We start from the raw sequence: 16,833 nt of genomic DNA on the forward strand, positions 1-16,833 counted from the left end.
GCTAGGTTATCCATAGAGATACCCGCTTTAGCGAAGATAGAAGATACACGAGTGTATGCATACTGCATGTAAGGCGCTGTGTTGCCTTCAAACGCAAGCATGTTGTCCCAGTCAAACACGTAGTCTGTAGTACGGTGCTTAGACAGGTCAGCATACTTAACCGCTGCCATAGCAACAGTGTTAGCGATTTTAACTTTCTCATCTGAATCAAGATCTGCGTTCTTAGATTCGATCAGCTTGATTGCGCGCTCTTCTGCTTCATCTAGTAGATCAGCAAGACGAACCGTACCACCTGCACGAGTCTTGAATGGACGACCGTCTTTACCTAGCATCATGCCGAACGCGTGGTGCTCTAGCGATACTTCTTCTGGCACATAACCCGCTTTACGAACGATAGTCCAAGCTTGCATTAGGTGCTGATGTTGACGTGAGTCGATGAAGTAAAGTACGCGGTCAGCGCCTAGTGTTTCGTAACGGTACTTAGCACAAGCGATATCCGTAGTGGTGTACAGGAAACCACCATCACGTTTCTGGATGATTACACCCATCGCTTCGCCATCTTTGTTTTTGTACTCTTCTAAGAATACAACCTGAGCGCCGTCATCTTCTTTTGCCAGATCTTGTTGTTTAAGGTCAGCAACGATGCCCGGTAGCATGTCGTTGTACATGCTCTCACCCATAACGTCGTCACGAGTCAGAGAAACGTTTAGGCGGTCGTAGTTACGCTGGTTTTGAACCATAGTAACGTCAACAAGCTTCTTCCACATTTCAGCACAGTACTCGTCGCCGCTTTGTAGTTTCACTACGTAGTTACGTGCGCGAACTGCGAACTCTTCGTCTTCGTCGTATAGCTTTTTAGATTCACGGTAGAAGGCTTCAAGGTCAGACAGTTCCATTGAAACTTCGCCAGACTCTTTTTGTACGCGCTCTAGGTTAGCGATAAGCATGCCGAACTGAGTACCCCAGTCACCGATGTGGTTAGCACGGATTACTTTGTGACCTAAGAACTCTAGAGTACGAACAACCGCATCACCGATGATAGTTGAACGAAGGTGCCCAACGTGCATTTCTTTAGCAACGTTTGGAGCAGAGTAGTCAGCAACGATGGTCTTTTGCTCTTCAGCAGCAACGCCTAAGCGCGCATCAGCTAGAGCTGCATCAGCCTGCTTCGCTAGGAACTCTTCGCTAAGGAAAATGTTGATAAAACCAGGTCCTGCGATTTCAGTTTTGCTTGCGATACCGTCAAGATCCAGAACATCCAATACTTTCTGTGCAAATTCGCGTGGGTTAGTACCTAGTTTTTTTGCTACGCCCATTACGCCGTTTGCTTGGTAATCACCAAACTGAGGTTTTGCTGATTGGCGTACAGCGGCAGGGCTGCCTGCAGGTGCGCCAGCGGCTTCAAGAGCCTGAGAAACTTTGTCATTAATAAGTGCTTGGATATTCACACGCGCTTCCTTCAATTCTAGGGAATTGGTTGGGTATACATTCGTTATTGCTAGGCTTGCAGTCGTTGCCTGAATAATATCCATTGAAATGGAATGAATGTATATCTCGATCTAGTTCATAATTTGGAGCACATAATAGCAACTTTATTTGATTCCTTATAGGGAGTGAACTGGGAAATTTTCTACTTTTCCTGATGATCTTGTTACTATTGAAGAAAAATTAATGTTTTGGATGGAAGAAAATGTCTCAACGACTGATTGACGCTGAATTAATGCCTGTACAGATGAATGGTAAACTGCATGATTTTATGCATAAAATCCAACAGTTAAGCGAAATCTTGCATATTAATTTGTCGGGTTTTCAAGCAGATCATATTGCGTTGCGCATCAACGAAGCAGAATTAGCACATTTAGCCCATCAAGAATGGTTAAAAGTGGGAAAAGAAATCTCAAACGCCACTATTAATGGTCGACCAATAATTGTTATTGAATTCAATCAACCACTTGCGGCCAAAGAGTGGCAAATAGAGTGCTTAGAATTACCTTACCCGGCGGAAGGAAAACTCTATCCTGAGCAGAGCTGGGAGCACGTGGAGTTTGTTGTACCGTCCGATGCCCAAACGGCGGAAGAGTATCTCGCGGATGTAAAACAGTGCTTTCCAGAATTTGCGGCCAAGTACGACCAAATCAAAGTAAGTGGGATCAAAGTAAAGCTATCTAGTCCTAAGGGTGAGGGAGAACGCTTAAACAACCCAACGGTAGCATTTAAAAGCAACGGGGTGTGCATTAAGCTCCACCCACACTCATTGAAAAAAATTGTTGAGTCCGAGCAAGACAACTAGGGGCAGCTTAGCCCCTAGCCAAGTTCGACATCTTTTGGTCTGAGTTGGAACTCTTCAATTGAGCCTATCTCTAGCCCTAGGTCGAGTTTTTCCGACTCGTGATGCGCATTGCCTTGCGTGTGCATGATGAGTCGGTTTGCAGTCCGGGGTTTGAGTTCATTGACTATAAAGCGAATCATATCCGTCCGGTCGAGAGTTTTGAGCTCTTCCAGAACTTTATCTTTCTGATTAAATTCGGTGTCTTTATTGCCTATCGCAACCCACAGCCTTTGAGCCCGTGCTCTCAATGTCGTATCTGGCGCAGCGATTTGGTTCCATAAGCCTCTTTTACTACTGTGCCATTGGTACTCGTTTAGTTCGAGTAACACCATATAAAAGGCGTTAAGAAACTCATCAATTGAGCTAATAAGATCCGACGGTGCGGCATTTGGTGATTGTACGTAAAGGACAATACCTGGGTGCTTGTTGAGTGGTAGATTACCAGTGCCGACCATGTAACCCAGCTGCTGTTTTGTTCGAATTTCATGGAAGAAAGTCGCCGACATCAAATGGTTAGCTAAGGAGTAGAGAGCGATGCTTCGTGGGCTGGTATCTTCACATTGATAGTAGAGGACTACCGCAGAGTCTTCCTGATCACAGAACACCTCACGTTGGAAAGAGCCGTTCTCGCCCAACATAACTAACGGCCGCAAAGACTCTTCATATTGTTGATTTTGGACTCGTAACGCATCTTTAAGCGTATTTCCTAAGCTGAGTGCATCTGCCTTGGTCCAATCGCCATAGACAAACATCTCAACATGTAGCTCAGCTAGTATGCCTTCAACAAAGCTTGATAATTCATCAACGTCGATTGACTCTAATGCTTCGACTAGTACTGCGTATGGTGGATTATTTGGCTGCAATATCCCAGTTAAAGCGTTAAACAACTGAGAAATTGGACGATCTTGTGCAGCATTACGCCAATTACGCAGCATTTGCGTTTTTATGGTGTCAAAGCGCTGTTGGCTGAAATCTCGTTTCGCAAAGCGCTGTAGAATTAGCTGCATTAACTCTGGTTGCTTTTTACTAAAGCCAGACACGGTGAGAGTCACGCCACCCTGATGCGCATACATGTTATAGCCCATCCCGGCAATCTCTGCTTGATAGGTTTCCTTAGCAAGGCTATCTAAAAACATCTCTACACAGAGACGTGTTTTAACAATATTGCGTGGAGTAGATACGGCTTGCGGGCTATCTATTGCGACGTATAGCACTCCTTTAGGGACTCGATATTCATCATCTTGTAGATGCCAAAGCTTGAAACCAGGTAGCTCTTCAATAACTTCAGGAGTTTGCGCATGTTGCTCAATGGGTTGAGGATCGAGTTCGTAGCAGATAAATGGGTTTTTCTCTGGAAGTTTAAAATTTAGCTCAGTGGGCGCTAGATAAAGTTGGCGCTGCTCGTCAGTAAAGCTTTGAACTGAGTAAGGGGTGAAATACCACTTCGCTTGTTTATCGTACTCTTGGCCTTGGGCTATCAAGGTGACTCGAAGGTTATCGGTAGTAAAGTATTCTGATAGCTTGTTTAGCAGTGCCTCATCATAACCAAGCATCATGTAATCGCCATACACAATGTCATCGGCTTGATAGTGTTGCATGTTGATTACTAGATGGCTGACTAGGTCTAGTGGGCGCGTAGGCTCTTGAAAGCGGAAAGCAGACTCTAGCACTGCTTTTTTCTCAAGGTATCGCCACTCATCCATTCCGTGCGCTTTTATCAGTGCAATATAGCTAAACACCGCTTGGATAATATCATCGGTATGCTCAAGTCCGTCTTGTGTCAAAGAACAACTAATAGTGAAGTCACGGTAGTTACTACCACTTGCTCCTCCACCTGCAGACAGTGAAGTAATCCAGCCTTTATCTTTTAATGCCACGAGTAAGCTACCAGGCCCCTCATCACCTAACAGATGAGCAAAGTAGGAGAGTGGTTTGGTTTGGTAGTATTGATCCATCCCGGGCATCGGGAAAGCCATAATGAGCTTGCGAATTTCCTTAATTGGTTCAACGTTAACTTGGATAGACGTCGAGCTGGAATCTAAATACTCTACATTGACAGTTTTACCTGCCAAATTGTGATTTGGAATGCTAGCAAAGAGCTCTTCACAGAAAGACTGCATTTCATCGAGGTCTTGTGGGCCCGTCACTGCTAACGTCATTAGATCAGCGGAGTATTGTTGGTAGTGGAAATCGATTATCTCTTCTCGGATGGACTGTCCATTTCTATCGCCAAGCGTCTCCAAGTTGCCAACAGAAAACTTACTAAATGGGTGGGCTGGATTGATGACTTCCTTATGCACTTGGTACAAACGTCGCGAATCATCGTTTAGTTTCAACTTATATTCAGATTCAACGGCTTGGCGTTCTTTATCTAGAGCTTCAGGATTAAACAACGGTGCGCTAAAAAACTGACTAAAACGGTCTAGAGCTGAATGGAAGGCATTTGGAGACACGTCGAAAAAGAAGCAGGTATGCTCTGTGCCTGTCCAGGCATTATTGCTGCCGCCATGCTGATTAATATAGCTTTGAAATTCGCCTACTTTAGGGTACTTTTCCGTTCCCAAAAATAGCATGTGTTCAAGGTAATGAGCTAAGCCTTCGCGATCTATAGGATCATCGAAGTGCCCCACGTTGACTGCAAGAGCAGCCGCGCTCTTTTGCGCATTAACATCATGCGTAAGCAACACCCTGACACCGTTGGGTAATGTAAGGTAACGGTATGTGTTGCTGTCATTTGGGCTGATGTGCACGTGACTTTCTCCGATGAAGTAAAATTGAAGGTGTTAAACCAAAATCGTGTTAACGACAATTTAACCTAATAATTATGACTCGGATATCTATCAGTGCAAACTATCTGTTTGAGAAATCTGAGCAAAATAGGGTTTCACTTTGAGTATGTCTAGAAGCAAAGAGTGTTAACGAAGTCAGAGTCTTTACCTCAGTACTTGATATAATTATTGATGTGAGTGGTCCATTTGATGCTTACGTAAACGAAAGCAGTAGACTCAAATTCAATAAATATTAACCGTGATCACCGAGTACGATTCAGAGATTAGTTTAGGATGAAGCCATGAAAATTTTTATTATGCGTCACGGGGAAGCTGAGCATTACGCCTCAAGTGATGCAGAACGCCAATTAACGGATCGAGGACGCAGTGCCTCTGTCGCGGTGGCACAAGCTTGTGTGAAACAAGGTTTTAAGCAGTTTGATAAGGTCATTGTTAGCCCGTATATTCGAGCTCAACAAACGTGGCAAGAAATTTCAGCATTTTTTGATGCTAAGAGCATCGAAACCAGTGAAGATATCACCCCTTATGGTGACTCTGAGCAAGTCGCTGAGTATGTGCAAGCTATTGTTGAACATGAAAACTTAGAGTCAATACTACTGGTTTCACATTTGCCACTTGTGGGCTACCTAACTGCGGAGTTTGTGACTGACATGGTTCCTCCGATGTTTCCTACCTCAGGCTTAATTAGTATCGATTACTCACCGGAAAAACGAGATGGTGAAGTCGCGTTTAACATTCAGCCCTAAACCTCATTTCCCTTAAGGCACGGTTTGTTATTTTGAGCGTCAACAAACTGTGCTTGTTTGGCTAAACTTACATCGATTTATTTGAGTTTCGTTGAGAACATAACCTCAAGTGCGAATGAGCCTGCGACGCTAGCCAATTTATCGATTTATCAGTCATTTATTTGACATGATAGCTGGACTAAAATTTGCATGGCTAGGTAAGTTTCTCTTTCCATAGACAATTTAAAACGCCTATCTATGAAGTTTTCTTTACCATTTGCGGATAAGTTACCTCCTATCCCACAAAGAGCAATGCCAGCGATTGGCGCACCAGTAATGGTTTTGGCAACGCTAGGGATGGTTGTCTTGCCCATTCCTGCGTTTTTGCTCGACTTATTCTTTACGTTCAATATCGCGTTGGCAATGGTGGTGCTACTGGTTACGGTTTATACCCGTAGACCGCTCGACTTTGCAGCTTTCCCCACCGTACTACTAATAGCAACTTTGCTGCGTTTGGCGTTGAACGTAGCCTCTACACGTGTGGTTTTACTTTATGGCCATGAAGGTTCTGGAGCTGCGGGTAGTGTCATTGAAGCATTTGGTAGTGTTGTTATTGGTGGTAACTACGCCGTTGGTTTAGTGGTCTTCCTCATCTTGATGATCATAAACTTTATGGTTGTTACGAAAGGTGCCGGTCGTATTTCGGAAGTAAGTGCACGTTTTACTTTGGATGCGTTGCCGGGTAAGCAAATGGCGATTGATGCCGACCTAAACGCGGGCTTGATCGACCAAGACCAAGCCAGGACGCGTCGACAAGAAGTGACCAAGGAAGCGGACTTCTATGGTTCGATGGATGGTGCGTCAAAATTTGTGAAGGGTGATGCGATCGCCGGCATCTTGATCTTGTTTATTAATATTATCGGTGGTCTTTCTATCGGTATGGCGCAATATGGCTTGGGGTTTGGTGAGGCGATCCAAATCTACACCTTGCTGACTATCGGTGATGGCTTGGTCGCTCAGATTCCTTCACTGTTACTCTCGATTGGCGCTGCAATCATGGTAACGCGTCAAAACACTGATGAAGACATGGGGCAGCAAGTCGTCTTCCAGATGTTTGATAACCCTAAAGCGCTGACCATCACAGCAGCGATTTTAGGTGTTATGGGCATTGTACCTGGTATGCCTCATTTTGCGTTTTTGCTTTTGGCTACTCTCGCGGGTGGTGGCGCTTATTGGATTACTCGTAAGCAGAAAAAAGCGGCAGAAAAACCAAACTTGCCAGCGACAGCGGAAACAGAAGCGCCAACACCAAAAGAGCTATCATGGGATGATGTTCAACCGGTCGATATTGTTGGTTTGGAAGTGGGCTATCGATTGATCCCGCTGGTGGATAAAGACCAAGGCGGTGAGTTACTTGAGCGTGTTAAAGGTGTACGTAAAAAATTATCACAAGACTTTGGCTTTCTTATTCCTGCGGTTCATATTCGAGATAACCTAGAGCTCACGCCAAATAGTTACCGTATTACTTTGATGGGGGTTGCTGTCGGTGAAGCGGAGATTCGCCCTGATATGGAACTGGCAATAAACCCAGGTCAAGTATATGGAATGATAGATGGAGAGCCGACGATAGATCCCGCATTTGGTCTTGAAGCAGTTTGGATACGTGAAGAGCAGCGAGAGCATGCGCAGGCATTGGGTTATACGGTTGTAGACTCTTCTACGGTACTTGCCACGCACCTTAGCCAGCTACTAACCAACAATGCGTCGCAGTTGATTGGTCATGAAGAGGTACAAAACTTACTCGAAATGCTTGGCCGTAGCACTCCTAAGTTGGTGGAGAGCTTTGTGCCTGATCAGCTTCAATTGGGTGTTGTAGTGAAAGTACTGCAGAACCTACTTAATGAGGCTGTCCCAATCCGAGATATTCGTACCATTGTACAAACCTTGTCCGAGTACTCGAGTAAGAGTCAAGAACCTGACATCTTAACCGCTGCTGTGCGAATCTCTTTAAAACGATTAATTGTTCAAGAAATCAATGGTATAGAGCCAGAGTTGCCAGTTATTACTCTCATTCCAGAGCTGGAACAAATATTGCATCAGACTATGCAGGCTTCTGGAGGAGAATCCGCTGGAATTGAGCCAGGTTTGGCAGAACGACTACAATCATCATTAAGTCAGGCAACTCAAGAGCAAGAGCTAAAAGGTGAGCCTGCTGTGTTGTTGACCTCTGGTGTATTGCGCTCGACCTTGGCTAAGTTTGTGAAAAACACAATTCCATCATTGAGAGTACTCTCATATCAGGAAATTCCAGACGAGAAACAAATTCGCATTGTTCAGGCGGTTGGTAACTAGCTCTAATGCGTGAATAAACGGTACCCAAATTGAAGATTAAACGATTTTTTGCCAAAGACATGCGTACAGCGCTACTCCAAGTAAAAGCGGAGTTAGGTGATGATGCGGTTATCATGTCGAATAAAAAAGTCGCAGGTGGCGTTGAGATTGTTGCCGCTGTAGACAACGATAGCTCGACAAATCGTCCTACGAACAACAGTTATGGGTCTACCCCACGACATACGCCGCGCCAAGCTCCTGCTTCTATCCCTACACCGTCGAAGCGACAGCTCGACGATGATCGTGTGACGTTGCAAACTCAAGCGGACTCTGGGCGTTCCATGACGCAGCGTTTCGCCAATATGTTGAAACAATACAGTGGCACAAAGCCTGAGTTGGAAGATAGCTCAGAAGAACAAACCGCTGATTCATTATCAGCATTGTTGCAGCGTCAATCTTCAGCGCGCTCAAACGATGACAATCGCGTGCAGCTAAAAGAGGACTCACCTCTAGCTCGCTTGATTGCGGAAGATCGTCGTATTGATAGGCCTCAAGCAAAACTTGACCCAAGTCGCTACGAGCGTGGAAAGCCAACTGAATCATCAGTACCCAATGAAGATCTGGAAGACATGAAAGAAGAGATGATGTCGATTCGTCGTCTTCTGGAGCATCAAGTTTCAGGTCTAATGTGGCAGGAAGTGGAGCGAAGAGAGCCACTGAGAGCCATGTTGATTAAACGTTTGGAGCGCATGGGGGTTTCCTCAGATTTAGCCGATCAATTAGCCTGCTACATTCCAGAAGACACACCGCCGACTAAAGCGTGGAAAGCCCTATTAGGACTAGTCTCTGATCAAATCCCAATTTCAAAGCAAGATATCCTTAAGCGCGGTGGTGTCGTTGCTTTATTAGGGCCGACAGGCGTAGGTAAAACAACAACAGTAGCCAAACTGGCCGCCAGAGCTGCAATGGAGTGGGGCGCAGACAATGTTGCCTTAGTGACAACCGATACCTATAGAATTGGTGCACATGAGCAATTGGCTATATATGGCAGAATTATGGGTTGTGCAGTAAAAGTCGCTAAAGATTCCAAAGAGTTAGCCGATGTAATATATCAGTTAAGGAATCGTCGCCTTATTCTTGTGGATACCGCAGGTATGGGACAGCGTGATGTAAGGTTATCTGAGCAGCTTGATACCTTGATGCATGAAAGTGGAGAAATGATCCATAGCTATTTGGTTTTACCTGCTACAGCTCAACGAAAAGTGCTTCAGGAAACCATTGATCACTTTAAACGCATTCCCCTATCTGGATGCATTATGACGAAGCTTGATGAATCACTTAGTCTTGGCGAATTTGTCAGTGTGGTGGTGCAAAATGCACTTCCTGTTGCATACATTGCGAATGGACAGCGTGTGCCTGAAGATATAGTGATTGCTCAACCTAAATATATGGTAGCCAAGGCAAACGAATTACTAGAGAAGTCGACAGATGACGAGCCTCACTACTGGAATAGTGACGCGGAAAGGTTATAGGCGGCGGACGATTATGACAAATACTATGATACAAGACCAAGCAAGCGGATTGCGCCGCTTAACACAACCTTCTTTAACTAAGGTCATATCTGTCACAGGTGGTAAAGGTGGCGTTGGTAAGTCTAACGTAACGTTGGGCATGGCGATTTGTATGGCTCGTCAAGGCAAGAAAGTCATGGTACTAGATGCAGATTTAGGCCTGGCAAATGTTGATGTCATGCTAGGAATCCGACCGAAGCGAAACTTGGGGCACGTATTGGCAGGCGAGTGCGATCTTAAAGACGCAATCGTCGAAGGCCCACATGGCATAAAAATCATTCCAGCGACGTCTGGTACGCAGTCGATGACAGAGCTCTCGCATGCTCAGCACATTGGCCTTATTCGAGCTTTTGGTAGCTTGGAAGATGAAATGGACGTACTATTAATAGATACGGCCGCCGGTATATCAGACATGGTAGTGAGCTTTTCTCGCGCAGCTCAAGATGTCGTTGTAGTGGTTTGTGATGAACCTACGTCAATCACGGATGCATATGCTTTAATTAAGCTATTAAGTAAAGAGCACCATGTTCAACGCTTTAAAATCGTTGCAAATATGGTCAGAAGCTACCGTGAAGGGAGAGAATTGTTCGCAAAGTTGACATTGGTCACAGAGCGATTCTTGAATGTTAGCCTTGAGCTCGTAGCATGTATTCCATTAGATGATAAAGTGCGACAAGCGGTTAAGAAACAAAAGATTGTTGTGGATGCTTTCCCTCGTTCACCAGCTGCACTAGCAATTGGGTCGTTGGCAAATAAAGCACTCACTTGGCCGATTCCAAAGACTCCGAGTGGACACTTGGAATTTTTTGTCGAACGCTTACTGAATAGAACAGAAATGCTAGAGGAACCATTTGGTGAATAAGGCCCTGACCTATGACCAATACGCAAACCAAAATAGTCAGCGAGCTTTTTTAGAAAAGTACTCGGTGCTAGTAAAGCGTATTGCTCATCACTTGCTTGGCCGTTTACCCCCTAGTGTGCAGGTCGAAGATCTTATTCAGGCCGGTATGATTGGTTTGCTTGAAGCGCAAAAAAACTATGATGGCACGAAAGGAGCGAGTTTCGAGACTTATGCGGGTATTCGTATAAGGGGTGCTATGCTAGATGACATTAGACGTGGTGATTGGGTCCCGCGTTCTGTTCACAAGCACAGCCGCGAAATTAGCCAAGCTATTGCAGTGTTAGAAGGTGAGCTTAATCGAGATCCGACTGACGCAGAAGTCGCGCAGCACTTAGGTATGAGTTTAACGCAATATCATACAGCCCTAACCGACATAAATTGCTCGCGTTTGGTGGGTATTGAAGATCTCGGTGTTTCGGAAGATGTCATTTCTCCGGAAGATGATGATGAGGCAAATACGCCGTTTCAAGGGGTTGCGGACGAGTATTTTCGTAAAGCTTTGATAGATTCGATCAAAGCTTTACCCGAGCGAGAGGCTCTAGTACTTTCGCTTTATTACGATGAAGAGTTAAACTTAAAAGAAATCGGCGACGTTATTGGGGTTAGCGAGTCACGCGTTAGCCAAATACTAAGTCAATCAATGCAGCGTCTACGCACTAAGTTAAGTGCATGGACAAATAATGAGTAAAACACTGATATCGAACTCAGTGGAGGCAATTTTGAATAAAAATATGAAGATCCTTATTGTTGATGATTTTTCAACAATGCGCCGTATCGTTAAGAACCTACTTCGCGACTTGGGTTTCAATAATACCCAAGAAGCAGATGACGGCTTAACGGCGTTACCGATGTTAAAGAAAGGTGAGTTCGAGTTTGTTGTAACGGACTGGAATATGCCTGGCATGCAGGGTATTGACCTTCTTAAGCATATCCGTGCTGACGATGAACTAAAACACCTACCAGTGTTGATGATCACTGCAGAAGCTAAACGTGAGCAGATCATCGAAGCTGCACAGGCGGGTGTGAATGGTTACATCGTTAAGCCATTTACGGCAGCTACGCTAAAAGAAAAATTAGACAAGATTTTTGAGCGTCTATAGTCAAGGTAAGACTTAGCGGCGTTAAAGGCCAATTAAGAATGATTTCATTAGAACAGGCAAAACAACTCGTAGAGCTGTTAGAAAATGAACAGCAGCAAGAGGCGAACACTCTCGTTAGGGATATATACGAGAATTCGACAAACCCTATGCTTCAAGAGATAGGGGAGTTGACTCGTGACCTACATGAATCGATCAAACAGTTTACTGTCGATGAACGCATGAGTGTTATTGCCAATGACGAAATCCCGGATGCAAGGGATCGCCTCCAATATGTCATTGACAAAACCGAAGTTGCGGCGAATAAAACGATGGACGCGGTCGATCGTTGTATGCCTATTGCAGACAACCTGCACGAAGGCTTACTAAAAGTGCGTCCTCAATGGAATGAACTGATGCATGGGCGAATTGACCTCGCCGAGTTTAAAGCTTTATGCCACCGAATTGATGATTTATTGAGTCAAGTTGAAGGTGATAGCTCTGAACTCCGTGGTCAGTTAACCGAAATTCTAATGGCTCAGGACTTCCAAGATCTAACAGGCCAAATCATTTCACGCGTGATCACGTTGGTTAATGAAGTTGAAGGTCGGTTAGTAGAAATCCTAACGGCATTTAGTACAAGCCAAATGGATGAAAGCGAAGATAACAAGAAAAATGCATCTACGGATCCGGAAGGTCCGATACTTAACCCTCATGAAAGGGATGATGCCGTTTCATCACAAGACGAAGTCGATGACTTGCTCTCGAGTCTTGGGTTTTAGAGGTAACATATGAGCTACGATTTAGACGAAGATATTCTTCAGGACTTTTTGGTGGAAGCGGGAGAGATTCTTGAACTTCTCTCTGAGCAGTTGGTAGAGCTAGAAAACAACCCTGACGATAAAGATCTATTGAACGCAATTTTCCGTGGATTCCACACTGTAAAAGGTGGTGCTGGATTCCTATCTCTGACAGAACTCGTTGACACTTGTCACGGTGCAGAGAACGTGTTCGATATTTTGCGTAATGGCCAGCGTACAGTAAGTTCCAGTTTGATGGATACTATGCTGAAAGCTTTGGACACTGTAAATGAGCAGTTCCAAGCGGTACAGGATAGAGAACCTTTGCCACTTGCAGAGCAATCACTATTGGATGAACTTCATCGTCTAAGTAACCCTGAGTCCCAAGATGAGGCTCCAGCGGTTGCAGAACCCGCTCCAGTCGTAGCGCCAGAGCCAGTAATTCCAGAACCTGTTGCAGCGCCAGAGCCAGCTCCAAGTTCAGAGGTTTCTACTGGTTCGATCGATGAAATTACTCAAGACGAATTCGAAAAACTACTCGATGAGTTGCACGGCAAAGGTACCGCGCCTGGTAGCATAGAAGCACCTGCGGCGCCAACGCCTCCTCCTGCACAGCCTGCGGTGGATATGAGTGGTGATATCACTGATGATGAATTTGAGAAACTGTTAGATGAACTGCATGGTGTCGGAAAAGCGCCTGGCGATATGGAACCAGCTGCTGCAGCTCCACCACCGCCTCCACCACCTCCGGCAGCTGCCCCTGCAGCAAGTACGGCAGGTGATAGCGATCTAATGACAGATGCCGAGTTTGAAAAGCTTCTTGATGAGTTACATGGTTCAGGTAAAGGGCCATCGGTAGAAGAGCTAGAGGCAGCAACCAAACCAGCGTCAACCAATGCTCCGTCGCAAGCACCTGCTCCAACGCCTGCTCCTGCCCCAGCTCCGCAAGCTGCACCTGCGCCGAAACCGGTCGCTAAAACAGAAGCTAAGCCAGCCGCGAAAAAAGAAGTCGCGACTCAAGCGAAGAAGCCGCAAGCCGAAGCGACAGTCCGTGTCGATACATCTACATTAGACACCATTATGAACATGGTGGGTGAACTCGTATTGGTTCGAAATAGACTGCTGAGCCTTGGTTTAAACAGCAACGATGAAGAAATGTCAAAAGCGGTCGCGAACTTAGATGTCGTTACAGCTGACCTTCAGGGTGCTGTGATGAAAACGCGTATGCAGCCAATCAAGAAAGTATTTGGCCGATTCCCACGCGTTGTACGTGACTTAGCTCGTAGCTTAAATAAAGACATTACGCTGGAAATGCGTGGTGAAGACACTGATCTCGATAAAAACTTAGTGGAAGCGTTAGCCGATCCATTGATCCACTTGGTTCGTAACTCGGTTGACCACGGTATCGAAATGCCTGATGACCGCGTAGCATCAGGTAAATCAAGAACAGGTAAAGTGATCCTCTCTGCGGCGCAAGAAGGCGACCATATCGAATTGGCTATCGTTGATGATGGCGGTGGTATGGACCCAGATAAGCTACGTGGTATTGCCGTGAAACGTGGCATTATGGATGAAGATGCTGCTTCTCGTCTGAGCAACAAAGAGTGTTTTAATCTCATCTTTATGCCGGGCTTCTCGAGTAAAGAACAGATTTCGGATATCTCTGGCCGTGGTGTTGGTATGGACGTGGTGAAAACCGCCATCAACACTTTAAATGGTTCGATTGATATCGATTCCGAGATGGGCAAAGGTACGAAGATAACCATCAAAGTACCTTTGACTCTTGCAATCTTGCCAACTCTAATGGTGGGCGTTGCGGGCCATCCATTTGCTCTGCCTCTTGCAAGTGTTAACGAAATTTTCCACCTTGATTTGAGCCGAACTAACGTTGTTGATGGTCAGCTCACAATCATCGTCCGTGAGAAGTCTATTCCACTCTTTTATCTACAGAATTGGTTGGCTCCTCAAGCTGGACAAGTTGAGCTGCGTAAAGGCCACGGTCATGTTGTGATCGTCCAAATCGGAAGTCAACGTGTGGGTTTTGTGGTTGATACCTTAATCGGTCAAGAAGAAGTCGTGATCAAGCCTCTGGATAATTTACTTCAAGGCACTCCAGGTATGGCTGGTGCAACAATCACAAGTGATGGTCATATCGCGTTGATTCTAGATGTGCCAGATTTGCTTAAGCAGTATGCTGCTGCTTCTCGAATCTAAATCGCGAGATACAAAAGGAAATATATGGCGATCAAAGTATTAGTTGTAGACGATTCAAGTTTCTTTCGCAGAAGAGTGAGTGAAATTATCAACTCTGAAGCAAAGCTTGAAGTTGTTGATGTCGCGACCAATGGTAAAGAAGCGGTTGAGAAAGCGCTAAAAATCAAGCCAGATGTTATTACAATGGACATCGAAATGCCGGTAATGGATGGTATTACAGCCGTTCGCGAAATTATGGCGAAATGTCCAATTCCAATTTTGATGTTTTCTTCTCTTACTCACGATGGTGCAAAAGCAACGCTCGATGCACTTGATGCTGGGGCGTTAGATTTCTTACCGAAGAAGTTTGAAGATATTGCACGTAACCGTGATGAAGCGGTTACTTTGCTGCAGCAACGTGTTATCCAAATTGCATCGAAACGTACGTTTATGCGTCGCAGTCCGGTGGCCACACCAACTACCGCTAGAAAACCTGCGACCGTAGCACCTCGTACTCCGTTGCAACCTAAAGCTGGTGCACCTGTTAAACCTAAGGCTCCTGCCGCGCGTTTTAAGGCAACCGGAAAGAAATATCAGTTGACTGCTATCGGAACCTCCACTGGGGGACCTGTTGCGCTACAAAAAATATTAACTAAGCTACCGGCAAACTATCCTCATCCGATTGTTTTGATTCAACATATGCCTGCAACATTTACGGCTGCATTTGCGAGTCGCTTGAACTCATTGTGCAAAATTCAGGTCAAAGAAGCAGAAGATGGTGATGTGCTTAAACCGGGTGTTGCGTATTTGGCACCGGGCGGAAAGCAGATGATGATTGATGGTCGCCCAGGTAGTGCAAAGTTACGCATTATCGATGGTGGTGAACGCATGAATTATAAACCATGTGTTGATGTGACATTTGGTAGTGCAGCTAAAATTTATTCTGACCAAGTACTTTCAATGGTACTCACTGGTATGGGTGCAGATGGACGAGAAGGCGCACGAATGCTGAAAGGCACTGGTGCAACCATTTGGGCTCAAGATGAAGAAAGTTGTGTCGTCTATGGTATGCCTCAAGCAGTCGCTAAGGCTGGCATTTCATCAGAAGATTTACCATTAGATCGCATTGCTGAGCGTATGTTAGTCGAAGTGGGTCTAGCTTAGAGGTCATTCATGATTGTATGGAGCATAGCAAACCAGAAAGGTGGAGTGGGAAAAACGACCACAACCATCACGTTGGCTGGTTTGTTAAGTAAGCAAGGGAAACGTGTACTGTTAGTTGACACGGATCCTCATGCTTCATTAACAACGTACCTCGGTTACGATTCGGATAGTGTGCCTGCGAGTTTATTTGACTTATTTCAGTTAAAGGAGTTTAACGAGCACACTGTAATGCCATTGGTTATGAAGTCTGATATAGAAGGTATCGACATCATACCTGCCCATATGTCTTTGGCGACACTCGACCGCGTTATGGGTAACCGAAGTGGTATGGGGCTTATTCTTAAGCGAGCATTGAATGCCTTGCGAAAGCGCTACGACTATGTGTTGATTGATTGTCCTCCTATTCTAGGTGTGATGATGGTTAACGCGTTGGCGGCGAGTGACCGTATTCTGATCCCTGTTCAAACTGAGTTTCTGGCTATGAAAGGGTTAGAACGTATGGTTAGAACTTTGGCGATTATGCAAAAATCACGAGGCCAAGCGTTCAAGGTAACTATTGTACCAACCATGTACGATAAACGTACGAGAGCTTCGCTCCAGACGCTTCAGCAGTTAAAGAAAGACTACCCAAGTCAGGTTTGGTCTTCAGCTGTGCCGATTGATACTAAGTTCCGTGATGCGAGCTTGAAACATCTACCGGTTTCTCATTTTGCTTCTGGTAGCCGAGGCGTTTTTGCGTATAAGCAGCTACTCATTTACTTAGAGAGGCTGGCTATCGATGACTAGTCAGTCTCTACTTTCAAGTGAACAAGCTTTAGATGACTATTTCTCGGCACTTTTAGAGGAAAGTGTTGAGGAGGAAGAAAATGTTGCGTCTCTGCAATCAGCTGAGACAATCGTTGCAGAGCCAGAGCCAGAGCCAGAGCCAGAGCCAGAGCCAGAGCCAGAGCCAGA

Annotated in this window: 13 protein-coding genes; 11 read left to right on the forward strand and 2 right to left on the reverse strand. The window is 45.3% G+C overall.

The window, feature by feature from the left end; translation table 11 throughout:
* Positions 1 to 1,448 (reverse strand): arginine--tRNA ligase (gene argS / locus AC4MRV_RS19310; RefSeq protein ID WP_491188936.1); only part of this gene is annotated, 1,448 nt, incomplete at its 3' end.
* A gap of 242 nt (positions 1,449 to 1,690) precedes the next feature.
* Between argS and AC4MRV_RS19315 the strand changes: the two genes are divergently transcribed.
* Entirely contained in the window at positions 1,691 to 2,290 is a 600-nt protein-coding gene (locus tag AC4MRV_RS19315) for a VOC family protein (RefSeq protein WP_491188937.1), read from the forward strand.
* A gap of 14 nt (positions 2,291 to 2,304) precedes the next feature.
* Here AC4MRV_RS19315 and AC4MRV_RS19320 read toward each other — a convergent pair whose 3' ends face one another.
* A complete protein-coding gene (locus AC4MRV_RS19320) occupies positions 2,305 to 5,079 on the reverse strand; it encodes an insulinase family protein (RefSeq protein ID WP_491188938.1) in 2,775 nt (924 codons plus the stop codon).
* 320 nt (positions 5,080 to 5,399) lie between these two features.
* Between AC4MRV_RS19320 and sixA the strand changes: the two genes are divergently transcribed.
* From sixA to AC4MRV_RS19370, 10 genes are all read left to right on the forward strand, one after another.
* Positions 5,400 to 5,864 (forward strand): phosphohistidine phosphatase SixA, encoded by a 465-nt coding sequence (gene sixA, locus AC4MRV_RS19325; RefSeq protein WP_491188939.1) that lies wholly within the window; start codon positions 5,400 to 5,402, stop codon positions 5,862 to 5,864.
* Positions 5,865 to 6,101: 237 nt separating this feature from the next.
* Positions 6,102 to 8,195 (forward strand): flagellar biosynthesis protein FlhA, encoded by a 2,094-nt coding sequence (flhA, locus tag AC4MRV_RS19330; protein ID WP_491188940.1) that lies wholly within the window; start codon positions 6,102 to 6,104, stop codon positions 8,193 to 8,195.
* A 29-nt stretch (positions 8,196 to 8,224) separates the two neighbouring features.
* Entirely contained in the window at positions 8,225 to 9,706 is a 1,482-nt protein-coding gene (flhF, locus tag AC4MRV_RS19335; protein ID WP_491188941.1) for a flagellar biosynthesis GTPase FlhF, read from the forward strand.
* A gap of 13 nt (positions 9,707 to 9,719) precedes the next feature.
* On the forward strand, positions 9,720 to 10,607 hold the full coding sequence (locus tag AC4MRV_RS19340) for a MinD/ParA family protein (RefSeq protein WP_038141016.1): 888 nt from the start codon (positions 9,720 to 9,722) through the stop codon (positions 10,605 to 10,607).
* A complete protein-coding gene (locus AC4MRV_RS19345) occupies positions 10,600 to 11,334 on the forward strand; it encodes an RNA polymerase sigma factor FliA (RefSeq protein ID WP_491188942.1) in 735 nt (244 codons plus the stop codon). The genes AC4MRV_RS19340 and AC4MRV_RS19345 overlap by 8 nt, the downstream gene beginning before the upstream one ends.
* Positions 11,335 to 11,377: 43 nt before the next feature.
* Complete coding sequence (cheY, locus tag AC4MRV_RS19350) at positions 11,378 to 11,746, forward strand: chemotaxis response regulator CheY (RefSeq protein ID WP_100753113.1); 369 nt, start codon at positions 11,378 to 11,380, stop codon at positions 11,744 to 11,746.
* Positions 11,747 to 11,784: 38 nt separating this feature from the next.
* Positions 11,785 to 12,504: a protein phosphatase CheZ gene (locus AC4MRV_RS19355; protein ID WP_491188943.1), complete on the forward strand. Its 720-nt coding sequence runs from the start codon at positions 11,785 to 11,787 to the stop codon at positions 12,502 to 12,504.
* Positions 12,505 to 12,513: 9 nt separating this feature from the next.
* Positions 12,514 to 14,736: a chemotaxis protein CheA gene (locus AC4MRV_RS19360; protein WP_491188944.1), complete on the forward strand. Its 2,223-nt coding sequence runs from the start codon at positions 12,514 to 12,516 to the stop codon at positions 14,734 to 14,736.
* A 24-nt stretch (positions 14,737 to 14,760) separates the two neighbouring features.
* A complete protein-coding gene (locus tag AC4MRV_RS19365; RefSeq protein WP_491188945.1) occupies positions 14,761 to 15,879 on the forward strand; it encodes a protein-glutamate methylesterase/protein-glutamine glutaminase in 1,119 nt (372 codons plus the stop codon).
* A 9-nt stretch (positions 15,880 to 15,888) separates the two neighbouring features.
* Entirely contained in the window at positions 15,889 to 16,665 is a 777-nt protein-coding gene (locus AC4MRV_RS19370) for a ParA family protein (RefSeq protein ID WP_491188946.1), read from the forward strand.
* Positions 16,666 to 16,833: the final 168 nt, after the last annotated feature.

Source organism: Vibrio sp., assembly GCF_984391705.1.